This is a genomic window from Streptomyces sp. B21-105 (genome assembly GCF_036898465.1).
Classification (GTDB): Bacteria; Actinomycetota; Actinomycetes; order Streptomycetales; family Streptomycetaceae; genus Streptomyces.
Genome location: NZ_JARUMJ010000001.1, coordinates 4,788,041 through 4,812,395 on the forward strand (window position 1 = coordinate 4,788,041; position 24,355 = coordinate 4,812,395).

The following is a 24,355-nucleotide window of genomic DNA, read 5'->3' on the forward strand; positions in this document are numbered from 1 at the left end:
AACACGTGTCCATGAGCCCGCAGATGTCCATGATCCCGGAGGTCCCTTTGCGCGACCACACTGTCGTCGTCGGCTTCGGAACGAAGGGACGGTCCGCGATCCGGACGGCGTGTGCCTCCGGGTTGCGCAAGGAGCAGGTCGTGGTGATCGACCCGAGTGCGAAGGTGGTCGACGCGGCCCGGGCCGAGGGCTATGAGGGCGTCGTCGGCGACGCCACGCGCAGCGACGTGCTGCGGCGGGCGGAGGTGCAGCGGGCGGGGCGGATCGTCATCGCGACCCAGCGCGACGACACGGCCGTGTTGGTGGCGCTGACGGCTCGGCAGCTCAATCCCGGGGCGAAGATCGTGGCGGCGGTCCGCGAGGAGGAGAACGCGCCGCTGCTCCGGCAGTCCGGCGCCGACGAGGTCATCACCAGCGCCGGTGCGGCAGGCCGGCTTCTCGGTTTGTCCGTGCTCAGCCCGGCGGCGGGCAGGGTCATGGAGGACCTGATCCAGCAGGGCGACGGGCTCGACCTCGTGGAACGGCCCGTCACCAAGGCCGAGGTCGGCCGGGGTCCGCGTGAGACGGCCGACCTGGTGGTGAGCGTCGTCCGCGGTCACCGGGTGCTCGCTTACGACGATCCGGCGATCGGAGTGCTTCAGCCGACGGACCGGCTCGTCGCGATCGTGCGGATGGGCCCGGGGCCCGGGCGGGCCACGCTCGGGGGGCCGGGCATGCCGGGCGTCCCACCGCTCCCGCCGGCCTGAGACGGGCTGCGGGCTCCACCCCGCGGCCCGCCGATCCCGCTGCTCTCGTCGCCGCCGTCCCCCCGCCGCTGCCTCCGCTTCTTCCCCTGAAGGCGTCGGCAGCGGGGCCGCAGGCGGCTCGGGCCGAGCTACTTGCGGTTGTACAGCCGCATCGTCACCGGCCCGAAGACCAGCACGAACAGTCCCGCCCAGCCCAGCGTCCAGGTGATCTCGGCGCCCGGCCAGTCGCCCGCCATCAGCCCGCGGACCGCCGAGGCGAGATGGGTGACCGGGCTGTTGTTGACGAACGCCTGCAGCCAGCCCGGCATGGTGTGCGGGTCGACGAACACGTTGGACAGGAAAGTCAGCGGGAAGATGACCATCATGCTGACGCCCATCACCGACTTCTCGGTGCGCAGCAGCAGCCCGAACATCGTCCAGATCCACGAGAACGCGAACGAGAAGACGATCAGCAGGGCGATCCCGGCGACGACGCCGGCGACCCCGCCGTCCGGCCGGTAGCCGAGCACGATGCCCACCGTGAGCATGACGAGGGACGCGATGGCGTAGCGCAGGGCGTCGCCGAGCAGATAGCCGACCATCGTCGACGGCCGCCAGATGGGCAGTGACCGGAACCGGTCGAAGACGCCCTTCTCGATGTCCGTGTTCACCGAGACGCCCGTGTACATCGTGATCATCACGACCGACATCACCAGGATGCCCGGCAGCAGGAACTGGATGTACTCCTCCGGGGAACCGGCCAGGGCGCCCCCGAAGAGGTACGTGTACATCAGCACCATCATGATCGGGAACGCGGTCACGTCGAAGAGCTGTTCCGGGACGTGTTTGATCTTGAGGATCGCCCGCCAGCCGAAGGTCAGCGAGGCGGACAGCGGGCTCGGGCGCGGAGGACGCTCCTTCATGACGAGCAGTTCGGCCAGCGACTCGGCGCTGACCGGCGCGAGATCCTGGACGTCCGTGGTGGTCGTGGTGCTCATGCCGCCTCCTCGCCTTCCCGGGCCGTCCGGCTGCCGGCGTCGGCCTGTGTGTCGTGTCCGGTGAGGGCGAGGAACACCTCGTCCAGGCTGGGCTGGCCCAGTGAGAAGTTGTCGACGGTGACGCCCGCCCGGGCGAGTTCGCCGAGGGCCCGGGCGGCCTGTTCGGCGGCGCCGTCCTGCGCGGCGGCGCTCAGCCGGGCGGTCAGCGCCACGGGGTCCGGCTCGCGCTGGACGTCGGCGTCCAGGGTCAGCCGCAGCACCTGCTCGGCCGTCGCCCGCTGGCCGGCGTCGCGCAGCCGCAGATGGACGGAGCCGGCGCCGACGGACGCCTTCAGTTCGCCCTTCGTGCCCTCGGCGATGACCCGGCCCCGGTCGATGACGGCGATCCGGGACGCCAACTGGTCGGCTTCGTCGAGATACTGCGTGGTCAGCAGCACGGTGGTGCCCTGGGATACCACGGCCCGCACGATGTCCCAGACCTGGTTGCGGCTGCGCGGGTCGAGTCCGGTGGTCGGCTCGTCGAGGAAGAGCAGGTCGGGCGTGCTGAGGATGGAGGCGGCGATGTCGATGCGCCGCCGCATGCCGCCCGAGTAGTGCTTGACCTGCTTTGCGGCGGCTTCCGTGAGCCCGAAGGCCGCAAGGAGCTGGGCGGACCGCTCCCGTGCCGCCTTCTTGCCGTGTCCGAGGAGCCGCCCGAGCAGCACCAGGTTCTCGGTGCCGGTGAGGTCCTCGTCGACGGAGGCGTACTGGCCGGTGAGGCTGACCCGGCCGCGTACCTCGTCGGCGTCCCGGACGACGTCGTGGCCGAAGATCCGGGCCTCACCGCCGTCGGGCCGCAGCAGGGTGGCGAGCATCTTGACGGTGGTGGTCTTGCCGGCGCCGTTCGGGCCGAGGACGCCGTACACCGTGCCGGTGGGCACGGCCAGGTCGACGCCGTCCACCGCCCTGGTGTCGCCGAACGTCTTCACCAGGCCCGCGGTCTCGATCGCCAGGCCGGCGGTGTGATCGCTCATGGGGGTTCCTTCCGCGTACTCGGCTACGCATGGGGAGACCTTTACCTTCACCGGAACTCATCGGTGATCGCACGTCGTTTTTCGCCGGTGTTCCTCACCGCCGTCCGCGGACCATGATCGGAAGAGCGGGACAGGGGAGGAGTAGCGTCGCCCGCATGTATGCGATCACGATTCCCGAACCCGGTGGTCCCGAGGCGCTGGTCTGGGACGAGGTCCCCGATCCCGTACCCGGCGAGGGCGAGGTCCTGGTCGAGGTGGTGGCCAGCGCCGTCAACCGCGCCGACATCCTGCAGCGGCAGGGGTTCTACGCCCCGCCGCCCGGGGCTTCTCGCCACCCGGGCCTGGAGTGCTCCGGCCGGATCGCCGCGCTCGGCCCGGGGGTGTCCGGCTGGAACGTCGGCGACGAGGTGTGCGCGCTGCTTGCGGGCGGCGGATACGCGCAGCGGGTCGCCGTGCCGGCCGGCCAGCTGCTGCCGGTGCCGCAGGGCGTCGACCTGCGGCAGGCGGCCGCGCTGCCCGAGGTCACCAGCACCGTCTGGTCGAACGTCTTCATGATCTCCCACCTCCGGCCGGGCGAGACGCTGCTGGTGCACGGCGGGTCCAGCGGCATCGGCACCATGGCGGTCCAGCTGGCCAAGGCCGTCGGCGCGAAGGTCGCCGTCACCGCGGGCACCGCCGAGAAACTGGACCGGTGCGCCGAGCTGGGCGCCGACATCCTCATCAACTACCGCGAGCAGGACTTCGTCGCCGAGCTGGAGAAGGCCACCGACGGCGCCGGCGCCGACGTCATCCTCGACAACATGGGCGCGAAGTACCTGGACCGCAATGTGCGGGCCCTCGCCGTCAACGGCAGGCTGGCGATCATCGGCATGCAGGGCGGCGTCAAGGCGGAGCTGAACATCGGCATGCTCCTCGGGAAGCGGGCCGCCGTCAGCGCGACTTCGCTGCGGGCCCGGCCGCGGGAGGAGAAGGCCGCCATCGTGGCGGCCGTGCGCGAGCACGTCTGGCCGCTGCTCGCGGGCGGTCACGTGCGGCCCGTCGTCGACCGCGAACTGCCGATGAGTGAGGCGGCCGCCGCCCACCGCGTCGTCGAGGAGAGCGGCCACGTCGGCAAGGTCCTGCTGATCGCCCCTGAGAACGCATCCTGAGAACGCATCCTGAGGGCGCATCCTGAGAACGCCCGCCCTCTGAGGCCGTCTGTTGGGATCGCCCACGTGAGGTCGCTCCCCGAGGTCGCCCTGCGACGTCGCCTCTCAGACCCGGCCCTTGAGGACGACGCGGCCGCCGGGCCGGAGTCACCCGCGCCGCAGGCGCAGCGCCGCGAGGGCGAGGGCGATGCCGAGGCCGATGAGGACGAGGCCGCTGCCGAGCGGCAGGATCTGCACCACGGGACCGTCGGCCCGCTCCCCCTGGGCGGCCGCCTGCCGGACGTCGTCCCGCGGCGCGGCCGGGGTCGCGGGAACGGCGGCTCCCGGCGACGCGGACGCGGCGGGGTCGTCGGCGAGGTCGCCGTCCCCGGCCTCCGCGTCGCCCGCGCCCCCTTCGTCCGTACCGTTCGTTTCGTCCGGCTCGTCGGGCACTGCGCCCACACCGGGCGCGTCCTCGGCCGCCTCACTCTCGTCGGCCGCCCGCCCGGGCCGCTGCCGTCCTTCGCCCGCCCGGCTGCCCGCCCGGTCCGGCGCACGGGAGGAGGGGGACGGGGACGGGGTGGCGGACTGCGGTGCGACGGAGTGCGGTACGGAGCGCGCCGGGGCGGCCGCGTACGACGCGGCCCCGCCGCCCGGCAGCAGCAGGAGCACTCCGGCGAGCGCCGCCGCGCCCGTCGCCGCCGGCGTCCGCACCACCGCGGCCGTGCGCCTGGGACTCCGGCAGGAGGTACCAGCCCGTTTCCGTCCGCGCACCGCCGCGCGCCCTCGATCGCCGGTACACGTCGAGCCCGACGTCCGCTGCCATGGAGTCACGTCCGTGACCCCCTCCCAGTACCCGGCCCCCGGAGGAGACCTAGTCGCCAAGAAAAGGACGCGACAAGCCTCACATTCGTGAAATGGAGTCGCATTACAGATTCCGCCGAACGGGAACGCCGGGTGTCTTTCGCGGGGGCAGCACGATGACCGGCCGGAGCGTGCGAGAGAATGGCGGCATGGAGATGTCGAGGAACGAAAGGTCGCCGGAGAACGCCCAGAAGATCCTGGTCGTCGGCCAGGACGGCATGGCGATGGGCGGCATCGACGCCGACGAGGACTCCCGTGAGATCCCGGTGACGGAGCAGGTCGAGCAGCCCGCGAAGGTGATGCGGATCGGCAGCATGATCAAGCAACTGCTCGAGGAGGTGCGCGCGGCTCCTCTGGACGAGGCGAGCCGGGCCCGGCTGAAGGAGATCCACTCGAGCTCGGTGAAGGAGCTGGAGGACGGCCTGGCGCCGGAACTGGTCGAGGAGCTGGAGCGGCTCTCTCTGCCCTTCAACGAGGAGTCGACGCCGAGCGACGCGGAGCTGCGCATCGCGCAGGCTCAGTTGGTCGGTTGGCTGGAGGGCCTCTTCCACGGCATCCAGACCACCCTGTTCGCGCAGCAGATGGCCGCGCGCGCCCAGCTGGAGCAGATGCGCCGCGCCCTGCCGCCGGGCGTCGGCCACGAAGGCGGCGACGACCCGCGCGCGGGCGGCCGCACCGGCGGACCGTACCTGTAGAGCCCGACCACTCGAACCGACCACCCGAACCGACCACTCGAACCGACCGGACAGAACCGACCGGACAGAACAACGGCCCGGCGTCCGAGACGCCGGGCCGTTTGCCGTGCTCCGCCCCCGCGCGCCCCGTGCCTCGCTGCCGGGCCCCGCGCCCCGTGCGTCAGGACGCTGGGTTGCCCGAGGACACCCTCAGCTGGATTTCGGGCATGTCCTTAGGGTCGACGTCCGTCCCCGCGGCGGGGAACTGGTCCATGATCGCCCCGTCGCCGTACGTGTTCTCGTCCACGTTGATGATCTTGTACTGCCAGCTTGCCGCCTGGAAGCACGCCTTGACCGAGCCGATGTACTTGAACTTGAAGTTCGGGACCTGGATCTTGGCGGGGTCGTTGTACGACTCCTTCGGCTCGGAGCACTCCGTCGCGTCGATCGTCTTGCTGGGGTCCGGTGCGCGGTAGCCCGCCGCCTTGGTCGCCGAGGGCGAGGCGCTGGACCCGCCGCCCTTGGCGTCGTCATTGTCCCCGTCGGCGGCGAGGCTGCCGATGAGGCCGCCGACCGCCACCACGGCGACCACGGCCGAGCAGATCAGCACCGCCCTGCTCCGGCGGGCGCTGCCCGGTGCCACCGCGGCCGACCCCTGCGGGCTCAGGTGGTACCCGGGCGGGGTGGGCGCCTGCTGGTGGTTGTACTGCGGCGCCGGCGTCTGGTAGCCGCCCTGCTGCGGGTAGCCGTAGGAGGGGGACGGCGTCGGGGTGCCGTACGGGTTCGGGTTCGGCGCGGGCTGGTAGGGCGTCTGGACGCTTCCCTGCGGCGCCGGGGTGCCCTGGCCGACCGGCGGGAACACCGCGGAGCCGACGCCCGCGCCGCTCGCCGTCTGCGCGCCCGGCACGATGCTCGGCGGGGCCGGCTGGAAGGACGCGGCGACGCGCAGGCACTCGTCGCGCATGGCGACCGCGGTCGGAAAACGCTCGTTCGGGTTCTTCTTCAACGCGCGGGCGACGAGCGCGTCGACGGCCGGCGGCAGCGCCCGGTTGATCGACGAGGGAGCCACCGGCTCCTCCTGCACGTGCGCGTACGCGATCGCAAGCGGCGAGTCCGCCTCGAACGGCAGCCGCCCGGTGACCAGCTGGAACAGCATGATGCCGACCGAGTAGAGGTCGGACCGGGCGTCCACGCCACGCCCCAGGGCCTGTTCGGGCGAGAGGTACTGCGGGGTGCCGACGACCATGCCGGTCTGCGTCATCGAGGTGACGCCGGACTGCATCGCGCGCGCGATACCGAAGTCCATCACCTTGACCACGCCGCGCTTGGTCATCATCACGTTGCCGGGCTTGATGTCGCGGTGGACCAGCCCCATCTCGTGGCTGATCTCCAGCGCCGCCAGGACGTCCGCGGTGATCTTCAGCGCCTTGTCGGCGGGCATCGCGCCCTGCTGCCGCACGTCCTCGTCGAGCACGGAGCCGAGCGGGCGGCCCTCGACGTACTCCATGACGATGTACGGGGTCGTCAGCCCTTCGACCTCGTCCTCTCCGGTGTCGAAGACGGAGACGATGTTGGTGTGCGTGAGCTTGGCCACGGCCTGGGCCTCGCGGCGGAACCGCTCACGGAAGGCCTGCTCACGGCCCAGTTCGGTGTGCAGGGTCTTGACCGCGACCTGCCGGTCGAGCACGGCGTCATAGGCGAGGTGCACCGAGGCCATGCCGCCCTCGCCGAGCAGGTCGCGCAGCTGATAGCGGCCGGCGGCGAGCGCCCGCCCCGCGTACCGGCCTTGCCCGCCGTCGTGGCTCATCTTCTGCGTCCCCCGTAGGCCTTCGGCGCCGTTGACTGTTGTTGATCCAAAGTGCTATTCCCGGCCAAGTCTGCCGCAGGGCACCGACACGTCAAGTTCGGTGCCCGTTCCGTGACCCTACGAGAGAGAAGCGTCGCGGAAGCGTTACAGCTGCCGTACGGCAGGTACACAGGATTTGCACGCCGGCACGGGGTGCGGGTTGCATGACCCGTCCGTCCCCGACCCGCGTCCGGGCCCGGCCGGGTCGTCATCATGGCGATCGTCCCGGACCGGAGGATTGCGTGGAGGCTGTAGCGTGGCCGACGGAGACCGTGACAACACCGCGCGCACCGCGGGCAGAAACGACGGCGAGGACTGATGGCACAGCAGCGCGCTCAGGGCCCGTCCGACCCCGAGGCGACTGGCGGCGGTATGTCAGATGCGCCGGAGAACTGGGGCAACGGAGGGCTCGTCGGGGACGGCCGTTACCGGCTGACCCGCAGACTCGGCCGGGGCGGCATGGCCGAGGTGTTCGCAGCCGAGGACGTGCGTCTCGGACGCACCGTCGCGGTCAAGCTGTTGCGCGCCGATCTGGCCGAGGACCCGGTGTCCAAGGCCCGCTTCACGCGTGAGGCCCAGTCGGTGGCCGGTCTCAACCACCATGCGATCGTCGCCGTGTACGACTCCGGCGAGGACTTCGTGGGCGGCCAGAGCGTGCCGTACATCGTGATGGAGATCGTCGAGGGACGCACCATCCGCGACCTCCTCCTCAACGCCGAGGCGCCTGGGCCCGAGCAGGCCCTGATCATCACCTCCGGCGTCCTCGAGGCGCTCGCCTACTCGCACCAGCACGGCATCGTGCACCGCGACATCAAGCCGGCGAACGTGATCATCACGCACAACGGCGCGGTCAAGGTGATGGACTTCGGCATCGCGCGCGCCCTGCACGGCGCGTCCACGACGATGACGCAGACCGGCATGGTCATGGGCACCCCGCAGTACCTCTCCCCGGAGCAGGCGCTCGGCAAGGCCGTCGACCACCGCTCCGACCTGTACGCGACGGGCTGTCTGCTGTACGAACTGCTCGCGCTGCGGCCCCCCTTCACCGGTGAGACGCCGCTCTCGGTCGTCTACCAGCACGTCCAGGACATTCCGGTGCCGCCGTCGCAGACCTCGGGCGGCGAGTGCCCGCCGGAACTCGACGGGCTCGTCATGCGGTCCCTGGCGAAGGACCCCGACGACCGTTTCCAGACGGCGGAGGAGATGCGCGGTCTCGTCCAGTACGGGTTGCAGATGCTGTACGACCAGGGCGGGCACACCGGCACCTGGAACACCGGGCCCGTGGGCGTCGTCGACGGCCGGGGCACGCCCTCCGGCGGTTTCGCGAGCACCACCGTGCTGCCGCACGGCGCGGACGGCTCCCACACCTCGCAGATCCCGCAGCCGATTCTGCCCGCCGGCTACGGCGGCGGTGACGACGGCGGCTTCGAGGGCCACGGCAACAAGGGCAGCGGCCGCGGCAAGCTGTGGATCCTCGCCGTCTTCGCGGTGATCGCCATCGCCGCGGGCGTCGCGCTGGCACTGAACACCAAGGGCGACGGCGCCAAGGACGGCGGGACCAGCACGTCACCCTCGGTCTCGCCGACCGCCTCGGACGCCTCCCCGAGCGCGGAGCCGAGCGCCGAGGAGACCGACACGTCCACGGGCGACAGCACGGACGACGGCACCGGATCCAACGACAACCAGAACTACTCGCCGTCGTACAAGCCGTCGAGCACGCCGTCCTCCTCGCCGTCCCCGTCCGCCAGCGACGAACCGACGGACGACGAGACGGCCACCGAGCCGTCGGACAAGCCGACCGACACGGACCCCGAGCCGAGTGCCCCGGCCTCGCCGGACCCGACGGGGGGCGCGGACCAGGGCACCACCACCCTCGGCGGCGCAGGCCTCGGCAACTGAGCGCCCCGGGCCTCGCCACGCGCGCGTGGCGGCTTCGGGGCGGGGCCGGTCAGCCGGTGAACGCGTCGCGGACGGCGTCGTACTGCCGTGTCCACCAGACGGCCAGCGCGGAGGCCGCGGGGAACTGCGGGTCCGCGCGCGTGTCGCCGCGCTCGTAGTGCCAGCGCAGCATCCAGAAGTCGTTGAGGCGCTCCCACCACACGCGGTGTACGGCCGCCGCGAGTTCGCGGGGTCCGGCGTAGGCCGCGCGCCGGTACGCGCGTGCGTACGCCTTCGCCTTCGGCAGGTCGAGTGTGCCGTCGGGCCGGACGAAGAAGATCGCGGCGGCGCGGACGGCTTCCTCCGCGCGGGGCTGCACGCCGAGCCGGTCCCAGTCGACGATGGCGGCGGGGGCGTCCCCGCGGTAGAGCAGGTTGAAGGGGTGGAAGTCCCCGTGCACCCAGCCGACCGGCCCGGTGTGCTGCGGCGGACGCCGGTCCGCGTGGCGTTCCAGCAGCGTACGGCGCTCCAGGAGGCGGTGGCGGGCGAGCTCGTCGAAGGCGTCGGCGGGGCGACGGCGACGTACGCGCGCGAGGAGGTCGTCGATGAGGACGAAAGTGTCGGCGGGGTCCGCGCTCGGCTGGGCGGATGCCCGCGGCGCGCGCGCCGGAGCGCGTTGCGCGGTGCGGTCACTGCGCTCCGGCTCGCGCGCCGTGCGCATCACCTGCTCCAGACTGGAGTGCACCACCCCCAGCAGTGTCCCCAGACGGCCGCACTGGCCCGCGGTGAGCTGGGCGCCGTGGCGGTGCCGGCCCTCTACCCAGGGGTGGAGGGCGTAGACGCGGCCGCCGACGACGGCGACCGTGCGTCCGTCGTGGGCGGGCAGCGGGGGAGCCACCGGGACCCCGAGGTCGGCCAGCCGCTCGGTGGCCCGGTGCTGACGAGCGACGGAGACGGGGTCGGCGGTGTCGGGGTCGAAGTGGTGCTTGAGGAAGTACCGGCCGTGGGTGGTGCGCAGCCGGTATCCGCGGTTGAGCAGCCCTTCGTCAACGGGTTCGCAGGCGAGCGCCGTACCGGCGGCGTACCGGTGGAGCAGAGCGCTCAAAGGGGGCGCGTGAAGCATGGACGGTGGTACACAGGAGCGCGGCACGCGCCTGATGCTAGGGCACGAGACGAGGGCCGTGAGCTGGGCGTTGTCACAGAAAGTCACATGACGGCACCTGAGGTCAACAGGTGTCACAGGTGATCGCCGGCGGTCGCTCCGCGGCGGCCGCGAGGGGCGTCCGGATGGCGTCCCGGTGGTGTTCAGTCGGTGTTCAGGCGGAGCTCGCGAGGCACCTCGGGGAGCGTTTCGAGGGATGCTCGGCGGTGCCCGCAAGCGCGCGGCGGAGCCCGTACCCCCACCCGGTCTCAGATACTGACTCTTCCCGTGGCCTGGGTGGGCGGGTTAACGTGCCGTTGCTCCGGCCTCCTGCAAGGCTGTGACCAGGCTCCTTCCCGACTTTGCCGATTTACTTGGAAATCCAAGCAAAAACGCAGGTCAGGAGGGGTTTCACAACTATGTGGAGCACTGGGTAACGTGATGACTGCAGGGCGCTCGCCGGGGCACCTGTCACGCCTGTTCCGGCCGAGCGGCACCCACCCCGTGCACGGGTGCCGGAACCAGGTGAGCCGCTCCCCCAGGCTCCTGAAGAGCCGGGGGACCCCCAGCCACCCGGCAACCCCGGGGGCCGGAAACGACGGAGGAGCACACGTGACCGTGGAGAGCACTGCCGCGCGTAAGCCGCGACGCAGCGCCGGAAGCAAGGCCGGCGACACCGGCACCGGGCGCACCACCCGCGCCGGCGCCAGGAAGAGCGCCGAGCCCGAGCTCGTGCAGCTGCTGACGCCGGAGGGCAAGCGGGTCAAGAACGCGAAGAACGCCGAGTTCGCCCAGTACGTCGCCGGCGTCACCCCCGAAGACCTCCGAGGCCTGTACCGCGACATGGTGCTCACCCGCCGCTTCGACGCCGAGGCCACCTCCCTGCAGCGGCAGGGCGAGCTCGGCCTGTGGGCCTCCCTGCTCGGCCAGGAGGCCGCCCAGATCGGCTCCGGCCGGGCCCTGCGCGACGACGACTACGTCTTCCCGACCTACCGCGAGCACGGTGTCGCCTGGTGCCGCGGCGTCGACCCGACGAACCTGCTCGGCATGTTCCGCGGCGTGAACAACGGCGGCTGGGACCCCAACAGCAACAACTTCCACCTGTACACGATCGTCATCGGCTCCCAGACGCTGCACGCGACCGGGTACGCGATGGGCGTCGCCAAGGACGGCGCGGACAGCGCGGTGATCGCCTACTTCGGCGACGGCGCCTCCAGCCAGGGCGACGTGGCGGAGTCCTTCACCTTCTCCGCCGTCTACAACGCGCCGGTCGTGTTCTTCTGCCAGAACAACCAGTGGGCGATCTCCGAGCCCACCGAGAAGCAGACCCGCGTCCCGCTCTACCAGCGCGCACAGGGTTACGGCTTCCCGGGCGTCCGGGTCGACGGCAACGACGTCCTCGCCTGCCTCGCGGTCACCAGGTGGGCGCTGGAGCGGGCCCGCAACGGCGAGGGGCCCACCCTCGTCGAGGCGTACACGTACCGCATGGGCGCGCACACCACCTCCGACGACCCCACCAAGTACCGGGCCGACGAGGAGCGCGAGTCCTGGGAGGCGAAGGACCCGATCCTGCGCCTGCGCCGCCACCTCGAGGCGTCAAACCACACGGACGAGGGATTCTTCGCGGAACTCGAGGCGGAGAGCGAGGCGTTGGGAAGGCGAGTGCGCGAAGCGGTCCGCGCCATGCCGGACCCGGACCACTTCGCCATCTTCGAGAACGTGTACGCGGACGGACATGCCCTCGTCGACGAGGAGCGCGCCCAGTTCGCCGCGTACCAGGAGTCGTTCGCGACGGAGTCCGACAGCGGCTTCGCCGCGGGTACGGGGGGAAACTGACATGGCGGACAGCGTGACCACCAAGAACCTGGCCCTGGCCAAGGCGATCAACGAGTCGCTGCGCCGCGCCCTCGAGACGGACCCCAAGGTCCTCGTCATGGGCGAGGACGTCGGCAAGCTCGGCGGCGTCTTCCGCGTCACGGACGGCCTGCAGAAGGACTTCGGCGAGAGCCGCGTCATCGACACCCCGCTCGCCGAGTCGGGCATCGTCGGCACCGCGATCGGCATGGCCCTGCGCGGCTACCGCCCGGTCGTGGAGATCCAGTTCGACGGCTTCGTCTTCCCGGCCTACGACCAGATCGTCACCCAGCTCGCGAAGATGCACGCGCGCTCGCTGGGCAAGGTCAAGATGCCGGTCGTCGTCCGCATCCCCTACGGCGGCGGCATCGGCGCGGTCGAGCACCACTCGGAGTCCCCCGAGGCGCTCTTCGCGCACGTGTCGGGCCTGAAGATCGTCTCCCCGTCCAACGCCTCCGACGCGTACTGGATGATGCAGCAGGCCATCCAGAGCGACGACCCGGTGATCTTCTTCGAGCCGAAGCGGCGCTACTGGGACAAGGGCGAGGTCAACACCGAGTCGATCCCCGGCCCACTGCACAAGGCCAAGGTCGTCCGCGAGGGCACCGACCTGACGCTGGTCGCCTACGGCCCGATGGTGAAGCTCTGTCAGGAGGTCGCCGCCGCGGCCGCCGAGGAGGGCAAGAACCTGGAGGTCCTGGACCTGCGCTCGGTCTCCCCGCTGGACTTCGACTCGATCCAGACGTCGGTGGAGAAGACCCGCCGCCTGGTCGTGGTCCACGAGGCGCCGGTGTTCTTCGGATCGGGCGCGGAGATCGCCGCCCGGATCACGGAGCGCTGCTTCTACCACCTGGAGGCGCCGGTCCTGCGGGTCGGCGGCTATCACGCCCCGTACCCGCCGGCGCGCCTGGAGGAGGAGTACCTGCCTGGCCTGGACCGGGTGCTCGACGCCGTCGACCGTGCCCTGGCGTACTGAGGAGAGGGTCGTGACGACGATGACGGAAGCGTCCGTACGCGAGTTCAAGATGCCCGACGTGGGCGAGGGGCTCACCGAGGCCGAGATCCTCAAGTGGTACGTCCAGCCCGGCGACACGGTGACGGACGGGCAGGTGGTGTGCGAGGTCGAGACGGCCAAGGCCGCCGTCGAGCTGCCCATCCCCTACGACGGGGTGGTGCGCGAGCTGCGCTTCCCCGAGGGCGCCACGGTCGACGTGGGCATGTCGATCATCGCGGTCGACGTGGCGGGCGGGGCGGGTGGCGCCGGAGCGCTCGCCGCCCCCGCTGCGGCGCCCGTCGCCGCCTCGGTCGCCGAGGCGCCGGCGCAGGCCGCCACGCAGACGCCGGCGGCGCCGGAGAAGCAGCCCGAGGCGCAGCCGACGCCGAAGCCGGCCGGGACGGGCCGGCAACCCGTGCTCGTCGGGTACGGCGTGGCGGCGTCCTCCACCAAGCGCCGTCCGCGCAAGGGCCCGGAGATCACCGTCGCGCGGGTTCCGGCGACGCTCCAGGCCGAGCTGAACGGCCATGGCGCGACGCCGGCCGTGAAGGAGCGGCCGCTGGCCAAGCCGCCGGTCCGCAAGCTCGCCAAGGACCTGGGCGTCGACCTCGCCACGGTGACGCCGTCCGGCCCGGACGGCGTCATCACCCGCGAGGACGTCCACGCGGCGGCGGCCCCGACGGCTCCCACGGCCCCGGCCGCACCGGCGGCCGAGCCCGCGCCGCCGCAGACCCAGGCCCCGGTCACCGCCACTGCCACCGCGCCGACGGCAGCGCCCGCTCCCTCGTACGACCCGGCTCGGGAGACCCGGGTCCCGGTCAAGGGCGTCCGCAAGGCGACGGCGGCGGCGATGGTCGGCTCGGCGTTCACCGCGCCGCACGTCACGGAGTTCGTGACGATCGACGTGACGCGCACGCTGAAGCTCGTCGAGGAGCTCAAGCAGGACAAGGACCTGCACGGCCTCCGGGTCAACCCGCTCCTCCTCGTCGCCAAGGCCCTGCTGGTCGCGATCAAGCGCAACCCGGAGATCAACGCCTCGTGGGACGAGGCGGCGCAGGAGATCGTGGTCAAGCACTACGTCAACCTGGGCATCGCGGCCGCCACACCGCGGGGCCTGCTGGTCCCGAACATCAAGGACGCCCACGCCAAGACCCTGCCGCAGCTGGCCGAGGCGCTGGGCGACCTGGTGTCGACGGCACGGGAGGGCAAGACCTCCCCCGCCGCCATGCAGGGCGGCACGGTGACCATCACCAACGTCGGCGTCTTCGGCGTCGACACCGGCACGCCGATCCTGAACCCAGGCGAGTCCGCGATCCTCGCGGTCGGCGCGATCAAGCTCCAGCCGTGGGTCCACAAGGGCAAGGTGAAGCCCCGCCAGGTCACGACGCTGGCGCTCAGCTTCGACCACCGCCTGGTCGACGGCGAGCTGGGCTCCAAGGTGCTGGCCGATCTGGCGGCGATCCTGGAGCAGCCGAAGAAACTGATCACCTGGGGCTGAGCGGTCGGCCCGACGCGAGAAACCGCGCTCCGGACACCCGGGGCGCGGCTCCTCGCACGACCAGCCCTGATGAAACGGGCAGGCGTGCCGACATCGGGCACGGCCGGAACTGCCGCCTTCAGGCGTGACGGCCGGAGGTGCCGCCTTCAGGCGTGATGGCCGGAGGTGCTGTCCTCAGGCCGGCACGTGCACCGTTTCCACGCGGCTGGCCACCAGCCGTTCCCGCTCCCGCCGGTGCGCCCGCCCGCGCAGCCGCAGGATCTGGCTGACGCCGAGGGCCTGAAGCACGAAGACGAAGGAGAAGGCGATCCGGTAGTCGTCGCCGGTCGCGTCCAGCAGCACGCCGATCGCGAAGAGCGTCGTCATCGAGGCCACGAAACCGCCCATGTTCGTGATGCCGGACGCGGTGCCCTGCCGCTCGGGCGGGTTCGCGGGGCGGGCGAAGTCGAAGCCGAGCATGGATGCGGGGCCGCACGCGCCGAGCACCGCGCACAACACGACGAGCAGCCACATCGGCGCCCGGCCGCCCGGGTAGGCGAGCGTGCTCGCCCACATCAGCGCCGTCGCGCCCACCGTGCCCAGGGCCAGCGGCAGTCGCGCCCCGTGATGACGGGCCACGATCTGCCCGTACACCAGGCCGACGACCATGTTGGACAGGACCACCAGGGTGAGGAGTTCACCGGCCGTCGCCCGGGACAGCCCCTGCGCCTGGACCAGGAACGGCAGGCCCCACAGCAGCAGGAACACCATCGCCGGGAACTGGGTGGTGAAGTGCACCCACAGGCCCAGCCGGGTGCCCGGCTCGCGCCAGGACGCGGCGATCTGACGGCGCACGTACGCGGTGCCCCGGTGCGGGAACGGCTCGGGTTCGTGGCCTTCGGGGTGGTCCTTCAGGAAGAGCACGAGAAGCACCAGGACCACCACACCAGCCAGCGCACTGCCCGCGAAGGCCGTCGTCCAGCCGACGCCGTGCAGGAGGCGGGCCAGCACCAGCGTGGAGACGAGGTTGCCCGCCATCCCCACCAGGCCGGCGAGCTGCGCGACCATCGGGCCGCGGCGCGCCGGGAACCACCTGCTGCCCAGCCGCAGCACGCTGATGAACGTCATCGCGTCCCCGCAGCCGAGCAGCGCGCGAGAGGCGAGGGCGGTGCCGTAGGACGGGGAGAAGGCGAAGCCGAGCTGACCGGCCGTGAACAGCACGGTGCCGATGGCCAGCACCTTCTTCGTGCCGAGCCGGTCGACCAGCAGGCCCACCGGTATCTGCATGCCCGCGTACACGAGGAGCTGGAGGATCGAGAAGGTGGACAGGGCCGAGGCGTTCACCTGGAAGCGGTCGGCGGCGTCGAGGCCGGCCACCCCCAGCGACGTACGGAAGATGACGGCGACGAAGTAGACCGAGACACCGATCCCCCAGACGGCCATCGCGCTCCGTCCACCCGGGGGTGTCCCCTCTGGGGGAGTGTCACCCGGAAGAGTGGAGTTCGGGCCGCGGGCCGCGCCGCTCACCGGACCTCCCCGCGGGCCAGGTGGGAGAACCAGCCGATGTGCCGGTGGACGACGGCGACGGCCGCGTCGGCGTCGCCGGAGCGCAGCGCCCGGAGCAGTTCCTCGTGCTCGGTGAGGGACTTGGCTATCCGGTCCGGGTGCGAGTGCAGGACGGCGACGCCCATGCGCAGCTGGCGGTCGCGGAGCTGGTCGTACAGCCGCGACAGGATCTCGTTGCCGCCGCTGCGGACGATCTCGGCGTGGAAACAGCGGTCCGTCACGGCGGCCGCGGCCAGGTCGCCCTCCGACGTCTGCTCCCGCTGCCTCTCGAGCAGTTCCTCCAGGCGCTCGATCAGTCCGGCCGGCGCGGGCACCGCCTTGCGCGCCGCGTGCTCCTCCACCAGCAGCCGGGTCTCCACCACGTCCGCGATCTCCTGCGCGGAGACCGGAAGGACCAGGGCCCCCTTCTTGGGGTAGAGCTTGATCAGCCCCTCCACCTCCAGACGCAGCAGCGCCTCGCGCACCGGGGTGCGTGAGACGCCCACGGCCTCGGCCAGCTCTCCTTCGGTGAGCAGCGCGCCGCCCTGGTAACGGCGGTTCAGGACACCCTGCTTGACGTGGGCGTACACGCGGTCTGCGGCGGGCGGCTGCTTGACGGGAGCAGGGAGGGGAGCAGGGACGGGAAGGGAGGCGGGAGGGGCGGCGGACTGCATGCCCACAGCTTAGATACAACACGTACGCAACGGGGGGCGGGTCCAGAATGCGGACCCGCGCACGCGGTCCGGCGGGCGTCGTCATCGGGTCCGGGTAAGGAATGGATCAAGTAATCGGAAATTCCGCCCGGCAGGCGCACAACTTTGTGTGCTACTTACGTGTCACACATGTGCGGCCCACCTCTTTCCCCTTTGAACTTGGCCGCATCGCAGGGGCATTCGACGTAATCGGGGTATTTCAGTTGATAACCGCTATCAAGGGCATCCGAGTCCGCAGGGCCGCAGCCGTTGCCGTCACCGCCGGCGCAGTGCTCGCGACCGGAGCCCTCACCGCGGCACCCGCGCAGGCTGTCGCCACGCCCACGATCGCCGCCAAGACCGGCTTCGTGATGAACAACGCGAACGGTGCGGCGCTCTACAACAAGGGCATGGACACCAAGCTGTCCACCGGCTCCACCACGAAGATCATGACGGCCAACGTCGTGCTGTCGCAGCCCAACCTGAACCTGGACGCCAAGGTCACCATCCAGAAGGCGTACAGCGACTACATCGTCGCGAACACGGCGTCTTCCGCCCGCCTGATCGTGGGCGACAAGGTGACCGTCCGTCAGCTGCTCTACGGGCTGATGCTGCCGTCCGGCTGTGACGCCGCGTACGCGCTGGCCGACAAGTTCGGCACGGGCACGACGCGCGACGCCCGCGTGAAGAACTTCATCGCCAAGATGAACAGCAAGGCGAAGACGCTCGGCATGACGAGGACGCACTTCGACTCCTTCGACGGTATCGGCCGCGGGGCGAACTACTCGACCGCCAAGGACCTGACGAAGCTCGCCAGCAACTCGCTGAAGAACGCGAACTTCCGCGCGGTCGTCAAGACCAAGTCGTACACCGCCAAGACGGTCACCAAGACCGGCTCGGTCCGCACCATGGGGGCCTGGACGAACACGAACACGCTGCTGAGCAGCTACAGCGGTGCCATCGGCGTGAAGACGGGCTCCGGCCCGGAGGCGAAGTACTGCCTCGTCTTCGCCGCCACCCGGGGCGGCAAGACCGTCGTGGGCACGGTGCTGGCCTCCACCAACGCGTCGGTGCGCGCCACCGACGCGACGAAGCTGCTGAACTACGGCTTCGCCCGACTGGGCTGACCCCCGGCCGACCGCTGAACGTTCGCGACGGGCCCGCCGTGATCCACACGGCGGGCCCGTCGCGTTGTCCGCTTCTTCGGGGCCTGCCCCCTGAACTACTTGGTGATCGCGAAGTTCCGCAGGATCGCCGCGGTCAGCTCGGGCTCCCCCTCCGCCTTCACCCGGTCCGCGACCGCGTCCGCCGTGACCCGGCCGCAGGCCAGGCGGACGAACGTCTCCCAGTCGAGGGTGAACGCCGCGGCGGGGCCGAGCGCCGGCGCCGTCTCCAGGGTGCCGCGGCCCTGGATGTCGACGCGGATGGTGCGCAGGAACTCGATCGGGCCGTGCACGTCGAAGACGACCGCGGAACTGCGCGGGGCGTCGGCCTTCTCGGCGACGACCGCCGGCAGTTCGGCCAGCAGCGCGTCGCGGGCGATGTGCGCGCCGGGCGAGTCGAGGTTGCCGGGCCGGCCGAGGGCAGTGCGCAGATCCTGCTCGTGCACCCAGACGTTGAACGCGTGGAGCCGCATCGACTCCTCGAGCGTGAGCTCGGTGCCGAGGGGGCCGCGGACCGTCGTGTGGGGCTGGCGGGTCTCGTTGCGCAGCTGCCGGTTGCGGCGGATGACCGTGTACTCCAGCTCGGACGTCATCTCCGGCGCCGTGTGGTGACGGCGGACGTCGACCTGCATCTCCATGTAGCGCTGAAGGTCGTTGGTGACGTGGAACAGGTCGCGCGGGAGGGTGTGGATGGGTCGCGGGTCGCCGTACATCTCGCAGTCCAGCCCGATGACGTGCGACACGATGTCGCGGACCGACCAGCCCGGGCACGGCGTCCGGCGGTTCCAGTCCGCTTCCACCAGAGGCTGCACCAGCTCGGATATCGCTTCGATGGAGTGGGTCCAGGCGTCGGCGTAGGGCTGGAGGGTGGGATGCAGACTCACGGAAACGGGACCCCTCGGCGGTCGGTACTCGGGTGGGCTGTGGCGGCGTTGCCAGCGGGAGGTGGCGGCTGTCGGCAGGTGTCGGCGGGTCTCTACGAAACGTTAAGTTACGCTGCTGTGAGGCACCCCGGCAGTGCTTTCGTGTGACGATCGTAGGCCCGTGTGGACTACTCGAATGCCAGGACGGTGGTAGTGTGCGCGCCTCTCTCCTCCAGATCGCCGTAGAAGAGGACGAATCGGTCGAAGCGCGGCGGGTGCGGGTCGCCGGGTTGGTAAGAGAACAGGCCGCCGCCGACCTCGTGGTGCTGCCGGAACTGTGGACGACCGGGGCGTTCGCCTACGAGCGGTTCGCCGACGAGGCCGAGCCCTTGCAGGGCCCGACGTACGAGGCGATGGCGAAGGCGGCGAGCGAGGCCGGCGTGTGGCTGCACGCGGGCTCGATCCCGGAACGGGCGTCGGCCGCGGGCGGCTCCGCCGGGGACGAGGGACCCCTTTACAACACGTCGCTCGTCTTCTCCCCCGCCGGTGACCTTGCCGCCGTCTACCGCAAGATCCACCGCTTCGGCTTCGACAAGGGCGAGGCCGTGCTGATGAGCGCGGGCGAGGACCCGGTGACGGTCCGGCTGCCCGCGACGACCGTCGGCGTCGCCACCTGTTACGACCTCCGTTTCCCCGAACTCTTCCGCGCCCTCGTGGACGCCGGCACCGAGACCTTCGTGCTCTCCGCGGGCTGGCCGGAGCGCCGCCGGGCGCACTGGACGCTGCTGGCCCGGGCGCGGGCGGTCGAGAACCAGGCGTTCGTGCTCGCTTGTGGAACGGCCGGGACGCACGCCGGAGTTCCGCAGGCGGGTCACTCGATCGTGGTCGATCCGTGGGGCGAGGTGCTGGCGGAGGCGGGCCCCGGCGAGGAGATCCTGACCGTCGACTTCGACCCGGCCGCGGTCGCCACGACCCGCGAACTGTTCCCGGCCCTCAAGGACCGCGTCCTCGGCCTGCGCCCCCCGACCCGCTGACGTGCTGGCCCGCTGCCACGGGGACGCGGGGACGCGCAGGCGTGCCTCAGTCCTCGTGCCGCTCCTTGTCGGCGAGGTGGATCACGCACACCGCCACCGCGATGAGCAGCGCCGGATCCGCGTCCTCGCGCACGACGTCGACGCCGTACGTCTCGCGCACGTGCAGCCACCGCCGTGAGACGACGGCGAGGAGTTCGCCGTCGTACTCGACCGCGAACTCCCGGTCGAGGATCCTGCCGCTGACGTCGAGCTCGGTGCGGCCGTCCGCCAGAGCCACCCGGTAGTGGTTGCGCAGCAACGACAGCCGCTTGCGCCGGATCGTGGCCAGCGGCTCGCCGTCCCGCTCGATCACCATGGTGTCCCGCAGGGCGAGCATCTTCTTGTGGATGTCGATCAGGACCCGTCCGCGGGTGTCCTTCAGTTCGAAGGTGTCCCGCAGCCGCATCGCCTTGCCGTCGACGAGGTAGACCTTGTCGCCGCGGTCGTCCTCGATCCAGTAGTCGTCGCCGATGCCGAGCAGCCGGTCGCGCACGAGGAATCTCATACCGCTACCGCTTCCCCGGCCCGGCGGGACCTTCCCGGCCCGGGCGGGAAACGGCGCGAGGAATGACCCGACTGCGCGGCGGCGACCGGCGGAGCGGGGGCCGGGGCGGGACTGTCGGTGGCCGGTGGCACTCTTGAGGCATGACCGACTCCTCACCGGCCCCGGCCCCCCGCCGCGTCCGTGTCCGTGCCCCCGAGCTGATCGGCAAGGGCGGCTGGCTGAACACGGGCGGACACCAGTACACCCTTGCCGACCTGCGCGGACGCATAGTCGTTCTCGATTTCTGGACGTTCTGCTGTGTGAACTGCCTGCATGTGCTGGACGAGTTGCGGGAGCTGGAGGAGAAGCACCGGGACACGGTGGTCGTGGTCGGCGTGCACTCGCCGAAGTTCGTGCACGAGGCCGAACACCAGGCGGTCGTCGACGCCGTCGAGCGGTACGGCGTCGAGCATCCGGTCCTCGACGACCCCGAGCTGGCGACGTGGAAGCAGTACGCCGTGCGCGCGTGGCCGACGCTCGTCGTGATCGACCCGGAGGGGTACGTCGTCGCCCAGCACGCCGGTGAGGGGCATGTGCACGCCATCGAGCGGCTGGTGGCGGAGCTGGAGGCCGAGCACGCCGCGAAGGGCACCCTGCGGCGCGGCGACGGACCGTACGTGGCGCCGGAGCCCGAGCCGACCGCGCTGCGCTTCCCGGGCAAGGCGCTGGTGCTGCCCGGCGGGAACATCCTGGTCAGCGACACCACGCGGCACCAGCTCGTGGAGCTCGCGGAGGACGGGGAGACGGTGGTGCGCCGGATCGGGTCCGGCGTGCGCGGCTTCGCCGACGGCGGCGCACAGACGGCCGCCTTCAACGAACCGCAGGGCCTCGCCCTGCTCGACGACTCCGCCGTGGTCGTCGCCGACACCGTCAACCACGCCCTGCGCCGCCTCGACCTCGGCTCGGGGGCCGTGACGACCCTGGCCGGGACCGGGAGGCAGTGGTGGCAGGGGTCGCCGACGTCCGGTCCCGCGCGCGAGGTCGACCTCTCCTCACCGTGGGACGTGGCGCTCTTCGGCGGCCGGGTGTGGATCGCCATGGCCGGCGTGCACCAGCTGTGGGCGTACGACCCGGCCGACGGCACGGTGGGCGTCGTGGCGGGCACGACCAACGAGGGGCTCGTCGACGGACCGGGCGCCGAGGCCTGGTTCGCCCAGCCGTCGGGTCTCGCCGCCGCGCCGGACGGGGAGCGGCTGTGGCTCGCCGACTCCGAGACGTCGGCGCTGCGCTGGGTCGACCGGGCGGGCGTCGTGCACACGGCTGTCGGCACCGGGCTGTTCGACTTCGGGCACCGCGACGGCGCGGCCGGGCAGGCCCTGCTCCAGCATCCGCTGGGCGTCACCGTGCTGCCCGACGGCTCGGTCGCCGTCAGCGACACCTACAACCACGCCCTGCGCCGCTACGACCCGGCGACCGGCGAGGTCAGCACGCTGGCGACGGACTTGAGGGAGCCCAGCGACGCCGTCCTGGTCGGCGAGGACATCGTGGTCGTCGAGTCGGCCCGGCACCGGCTGACCCGGCTGCGGCTGCCGGAGGAGGCCGTCACGGTGGACGCGGTGGCCCACCGCACCCGGCGCGCGGCCACCGAGGTCGCACCGGGCGCGCTGCGGCTGGACGTGATCTTCCAGGCGCCGGCCGGCCAGAAACTGGACACCCGGTACGGTCCGTCGACGCGGCTGCTGGTCTCCGCCACCCCGCCCGAGCTGCTGCTGAAGGGGGAGGGCGCGGGCACGGACCTGACCCGCGCGCTGGAGCTCGATCCGGCGGTGCCGGAAGGGGTCCTGCACGTCTCCGCGATGGCGGCCTCGTGCGACGACGGCCCGGCCAACGAGTACCCGGCCTGCCACGTCCACCAGCAGGACTGGGGTGTCCCGGTCCGCCTCACCGAGGGCGCGGCGGACCGGCTGGCACTGGTTCTCGCCGGCCTCGACCCGCAGGCCTGACCCGCGGCGCGGCCGGGGGTCACGGCGGTTGCGGCGGTCGCGGTCAGACGCCGTAGCCGTCGCTGTAGCCGTCGCGGGGGTGGTGCCGCTCGGTCTCGACCACCGTGGTCGAGGCGGGAGGCACCATCACGCGGCGGCGCCGGGCGATGCTGCTGAAGGTCGTCACGCCGATCAGGCCGACGATCATCAGGATGACGCCGACCAGGTCGAGGTTGACGCCCTGCATGTCCCAGTCGGTCGCGAACGTGAGGATGGCTCCCACGGCGATGAGGATGATGCATCCGCCGAGGCCCATGGTGTTGCCTCCTGTCCGGTGTACCGGCCGTTCCGGTCACCACCGGACTCCGGGTACCCGGGCGGTCGACTCCCATGCGCCGGCGGCGCGTTCACCGGCCCGGCCGTCCTTCCCGCAGGAACGCCGTCAGCCCCGCAGGAACGCCGTGAGCGCGTTGGCCAGCAGGTACGGGTCGGCGTCGCCGCACAACTCCCGTGCGCTGTGCATCGACAGGATGGCCACGCCGATGTCGACGGTGCGGATGCCGTGCCGGGCCGCGGTGATGGGGCCGATGGTCGTGCCGCACGGCATGGAGTTGTTGGAGACGAAGTGCTGGAACGGCACGCCCGCCTTCTCACAGGCGGCGGCGAAAATCGCCCGGCCCGAACCGTCCGTCGCGTAGCGGTTGTTGACGTTGACCTTGAGGATCGGACCGCCGTTGACCCGCGGGTGGTGCGTCGGGTCGTGCCGCTCCGCGTAGTTGGGGTGCACGGCGTGACCGGTGTCGGAGGAGAGACAGACGGTGCCGGCGAAGGCTCTCGCCCGGTCTTCGTACGAGCCTCCGCGCGCGAAGACCGAACGTTCCAGCACGCTGCCGAGCAGTGGGCCGTCCGCGCCGGTGTCGGACTGCGAACCGTTCTCCTCGTGGTCGAAGGCGGCCAGCACCGGGATGTACGGCGGCTCCGCGCCGCTCGTCGCCACGGCCGTCAGCGCCGCCGTGCCGGCGTGCACGGACAGCAGGTTGTCCATGCGCGGGCCGGCCACCAGTTCCTGGTCGCGGCCCAGGTAGGCGGGCGGCTCCACGGAGTGCGCCATCAGGTCCCAGCCGGTGACCTGGCCCGGGGCCAGCCCGGCCGTCTCCTCCAGGAACGCGATCAGGTCGCCGTCGCGCACGTCGCCGCCCAGGCCCCAGACGGGCTGGAGGTGACGCTGCTTGTCGAGCTTGAGGCCGTCGGCGTTGACCGAACGGTCGAGGTGGATGGCGAGTTGGGGGACGCGCAGCAGCGGGCGGCCGACGTCGACGAGGCGCGTCGTGCCGTCCCGCAGCGTCAGCCGGCCCGCGAGGCCCAGGTCGCGGTCGAGCCAGGAGTTGAGCAGCGGGCCGCCGTAGATCTCCACGGCCACCTGCCGCCAGCCGTGCGCGCCGGTGTCCGGCAGCGGCTTGACGCGCAGGTTGGGGGAGTCGGTGTGCGCGCCGATGATCCGGAACGGCGTGTGCGGCGCCGCGCCCTCGGGCACGTACCAGGCCACGATCGCACCCCCGCGCAGCACATACCGGCCGCCGCTGCCCGAGGCGGAGACGCCGTGCGTCCCGGCGTCCCAGGCGTCCGTCTCCGAGACCTGGCGGAATCCGGCCTTCTCGAGCCGCTCGGCTGTGTTCGCCACGGCGTGGTACGGCGACGGGCTCGCCGTCAGGTACGTCAAGAGGTCGTCGGTGTGGCCGCGGTCGAAGCGGGAGGGTTCGCTCATGGTGTTCACCTTAACGACGTACGAGGACCCGCTCCCGGCGATGGGAGCGGGCCCTCGTGAGGACCGTGTGGAGTGCTGCGCGGTTGTCCCGGTGAGTCCTGGTGAGTCCGATTGCGTCCGGCGACGGACCCGGAACGCGGCCCGGCACGGACCCCGGAAGGGAGCCTGGTAGGCACCCCCGGGGCGTGGTTCCGGAG

At 71.6% G+C, this 24,355-nt stretch carries 20 protein-coding genes and 1 pseudogene; 10 read left to right on the forward strand and 11 right to left on the reverse strand.

From position 1 onward, the window contains the following. Nucleotides 1-47 precede the first annotated feature (47 nt). Nucleotides 48-746 (forward strand): annotated as a pseudogene (locus QA802_RS21590) (potassium channel family protein); the annotation flags it as partial. Between the two features lie 128 nt (nucleotides 747-874). Here QA802_RS21590 and QA802_RS21595 read toward each other — a convergent pair. Then, nucleotides 875-1,723: an ABC transporter permease gene (locus QA802_RS21595; RefSeq protein ID WP_319165854.1), complete on the reverse strand. Its 849-nt coding sequence runs from the start codon at nucleotides 1,721-1,723 to the stop codon at nucleotides 875-877. Then, nucleotides 1,720-2,736 carry an ATP-binding cassette domain-containing protein gene (locus tag QA802_RS21600; RefSeq protein WP_334525227.1) on the reverse strand — a complete coding sequence of 339 codons (1,017 nt, stop codon included), beginning with the start codon at nucleotides 2,734-2,736 and terminating at the stop codon, nucleotides 1,720-1,722. Before QA802_RS21600 ends, QA802_RS21595 begins: the two co-directional genes overlap by 4 nt. A 155-nt stretch (nucleotides 2,737-2,891) precedes the next feature. Here QA802_RS21600 and QA802_RS21605 point away from each other — a divergent pair, with 155 nt between their 5' ends. Further along, nucleotides 2,892-3,884: an NAD(P)H-quinone oxidoreductase gene (locus QA802_RS21605; RefSeq protein ID WP_334525230.1), complete on the forward strand. Its 993-nt coding sequence runs from the start codon at nucleotides 2,892-2,894 to the stop codon at nucleotides 3,882-3,884. A gap of 147 nt (nucleotides 3,885-4,031) precedes the next feature. On the opposite strand, the gene QA802_RS21610 is transcribed toward QA802_RS21605, so the two are convergent. Beyond that, nucleotides 4,032-4,580: a hypothetical protein gene (locus QA802_RS21610; protein WP_334525233.1), complete on the reverse strand. Its 549-nt coding sequence runs from the start codon at nucleotides 4,578-4,580 to the stop codon at nucleotides 4,032-4,034. Between the two features lie 296 nt (nucleotides 4,581-4,876). Here QA802_RS21610 and QA802_RS21615 point away from each other — a divergent pair, with 296 nt between their 5' ends. Continuing rightward, entirely contained in the window at nucleotides 4,877-5,422 is a 546-nt protein-coding gene (locus QA802_RS21615; protein WP_334525236.1) for a bacterial proteasome activator family protein, read from the forward strand. Nucleotides 5,423-5,582: 160 nt separating this feature from the next. Here the strand turns inward: QA802_RS21615 and QA802_RS21620 are convergent, their stop codons facing one another. Then, on the reverse strand, nucleotides 5,583-7,208 hold the full coding sequence (locus QA802_RS21620; RefSeq protein WP_334525239.1) for a Stk1 family PASTA domain-containing Ser/Thr kinase: 1,626 nt from the start codon (nucleotides 7,206-7,208) through the stop codon (nucleotides 5,583-5,585). Nucleotides 7,209-7,565: 357 nt separating this feature from the next. Between QA802_RS21620 and QA802_RS21625 the strand changes: the two genes are divergently transcribed. Continuing rightward, complete coding sequence (locus QA802_RS21625; RefSeq protein WP_443042158.1) at nucleotides 7,566-9,146, forward strand: protein kinase domain-containing protein; 1,581 nt, start codon at nucleotides 7,566-7,568, stop codon at nucleotides 9,144-9,146. Between the two features lie 49 nt (nucleotides 9,147-9,195). Here the strand turns inward: QA802_RS21625 and QA802_RS21630 are convergent, their stop codons facing one another. Beyond that, nucleotides 9,196-10,248 carry a phosphotransferase gene (locus tag QA802_RS21630; protein WP_334525242.1) on the reverse strand — a complete coding sequence of 351 codons (1,053 nt, stop codon included), beginning with the start codon at nucleotides 10,246-10,248 and terminating at the stop codon, nucleotides 9,196-9,198. Nucleotides 10,249-10,878: 630 nt separating this feature from the next. On the opposite strand from QA802_RS21630, the gene pdhA reads away from it, so the two are divergent. The 3 genes from pdhA to QA802_RS21645 are packed head-to-tail and all read left to right on the forward strand — an operon-like array spanning nucleotide 10,879 to nucleotide 14,612. Beyond that, on the forward strand, nucleotides 10,879-12,102 hold the full coding sequence (gene pdhA, locus QA802_RS21635) for a pyruvate dehydrogenase (acetyl-transferring) E1 component subunit alpha (protein ID WP_334525245.1): 1,224 nt from the start codon (nucleotides 10,879-10,881) through the stop codon (nucleotides 12,100-12,102). A gap of 1 nt (nucleotide 12,103) precedes the next feature. After that, nucleotides 12,104-13,096: an alpha-ketoacid dehydrogenase subunit beta gene (locus QA802_RS21640; protein WP_319165863.1), complete on the forward strand. Its 993-nt coding sequence runs from the start codon at nucleotides 12,104-12,106 to the stop codon at nucleotides 13,094-13,096. A 10-nt stretch (nucleotides 13,097-13,106) separates the two neighbouring features. Beyond that, nucleotides 13,107-14,612, forward strand: a complete 1,506-nt coding sequence (locus QA802_RS21645) for a dihydrolipoamide acetyltransferase family protein (RefSeq protein ID WP_334525250.1) — start codon at nucleotides 13,107-13,109, stop codon at nucleotides 14,610-14,612. Nucleotides 14,613-14,786: 174 nt separating this feature from the next. Here the strand turns inward: QA802_RS21645 and QA802_RS21650 are convergent, their stop codons facing one another. Together QA802_RS21650 and QA802_RS21655 are read right to left on the reverse strand one after the other, a co-directional pair. Further along, complete coding sequence (locus QA802_RS21650) at nucleotides 14,787-16,034, reverse strand: MFS transporter (protein WP_334525253.1); 1,248 nt, start codon at nucleotides 16,032-16,034, stop codon at nucleotides 14,787-14,789. A gap of 80 nt (nucleotides 16,035-16,114) precedes the next feature. Continuing rightward, a complete protein-coding gene (locus tag QA802_RS21655) occupies nucleotides 16,115-16,810 on the reverse strand; it encodes a GntR family transcriptional regulator (protein ID WP_334525256.1) in 696 nt (231 codons plus the stop codon). A 242-nt stretch (nucleotides 16,811-17,052) separates the two neighbouring features. On the opposite strand from QA802_RS21655, the gene QA802_RS21660 reads away from it, so the two are divergent. Then, a complete protein-coding gene (locus tag QA802_RS21660) occupies nucleotides 17,053-17,955 on the forward strand; it encodes a D-alanyl-D-alanine carboxypeptidase family protein (RefSeq protein WP_319165867.1) in 903 nt (300 codons plus the stop codon). A gap of 95 nt (nucleotides 17,956-18,050) precedes the next feature. Here the strand turns inward: QA802_RS21660 and QA802_RS21665 are convergent, their stop codons facing one another. Then, nucleotides 18,051-18,875, reverse strand: a complete 825-nt coding sequence (locus QA802_RS21665) for a maleylpyruvate isomerase family mycothiol-dependent enzyme (RefSeq protein WP_334525259.1) — start codon at nucleotides 18,873-18,875, stop codon at nucleotides 18,051-18,053. A gap of 194 nt (nucleotides 18,876-19,069) precedes the next feature. Between QA802_RS21665 and QA802_RS21670 the strand changes: the two genes are divergently transcribed. Next, on the forward strand, nucleotides 19,070-19,888 hold the full coding sequence (locus tag QA802_RS21670; protein WP_319165869.1) for a carbon-nitrogen family hydrolase: 819 nt from the start codon (nucleotides 19,070-19,072) through the stop codon (nucleotides 19,886-19,888). A 46-nt stretch (nucleotides 19,889-19,934) separates the two neighbouring features. Here the strand turns inward: QA802_RS21670 and QA802_RS21675 are convergent, their stop codons facing one another. Then, a complete protein-coding gene (locus QA802_RS21675; protein ID WP_319165870.1) occupies nucleotides 19,935-20,432 on the reverse strand; it encodes an LURP-one-related/scramblase family protein in 498 nt (165 codons plus the stop codon). Nucleotides 20,433-20,572: 140 nt separating this feature from the next. On the opposite strand from QA802_RS21675, the gene QA802_RS21680 reads away from it, so the two are divergent. Further along, the gene (locus QA802_RS21680) at nucleotides 20,573-22,414 is read left to right on the forward strand and encodes an NHL domain-containing thioredoxin family protein (RefSeq protein WP_334525264.1); all 1,842 of its coding nucleotides are present in this window, start codon (nucleotides 20,573-20,575) and stop codon (nucleotides 22,412-22,414) included. 43 nt (nucleotides 22,415-22,457) lie between these two features. Here the strand turns inward: QA802_RS21680 and QA802_RS21685 are convergent, their stop codons facing one another. Further along, a complete protein-coding gene (locus tag QA802_RS21685) occupies nucleotides 22,458-22,709 on the reverse strand; it encodes a DUF6458 family protein (RefSeq protein WP_334525266.1) in 252 nt (83 codons plus the stop codon). A 126-nt stretch (nucleotides 22,710-22,835) separates the two neighbouring features. Then, nucleotides 22,836-24,158, reverse strand: coding sequence for a M18 family aminopeptidase (locus tag QA802_RS21690; protein WP_334525270.1), 1,323 nt, complete (start codon nucleotides 24,156-24,158; stop codon nucleotides 22,836-22,838). Nucleotides 24,159-24,355 lie beyond the last annotated feature (197 nt).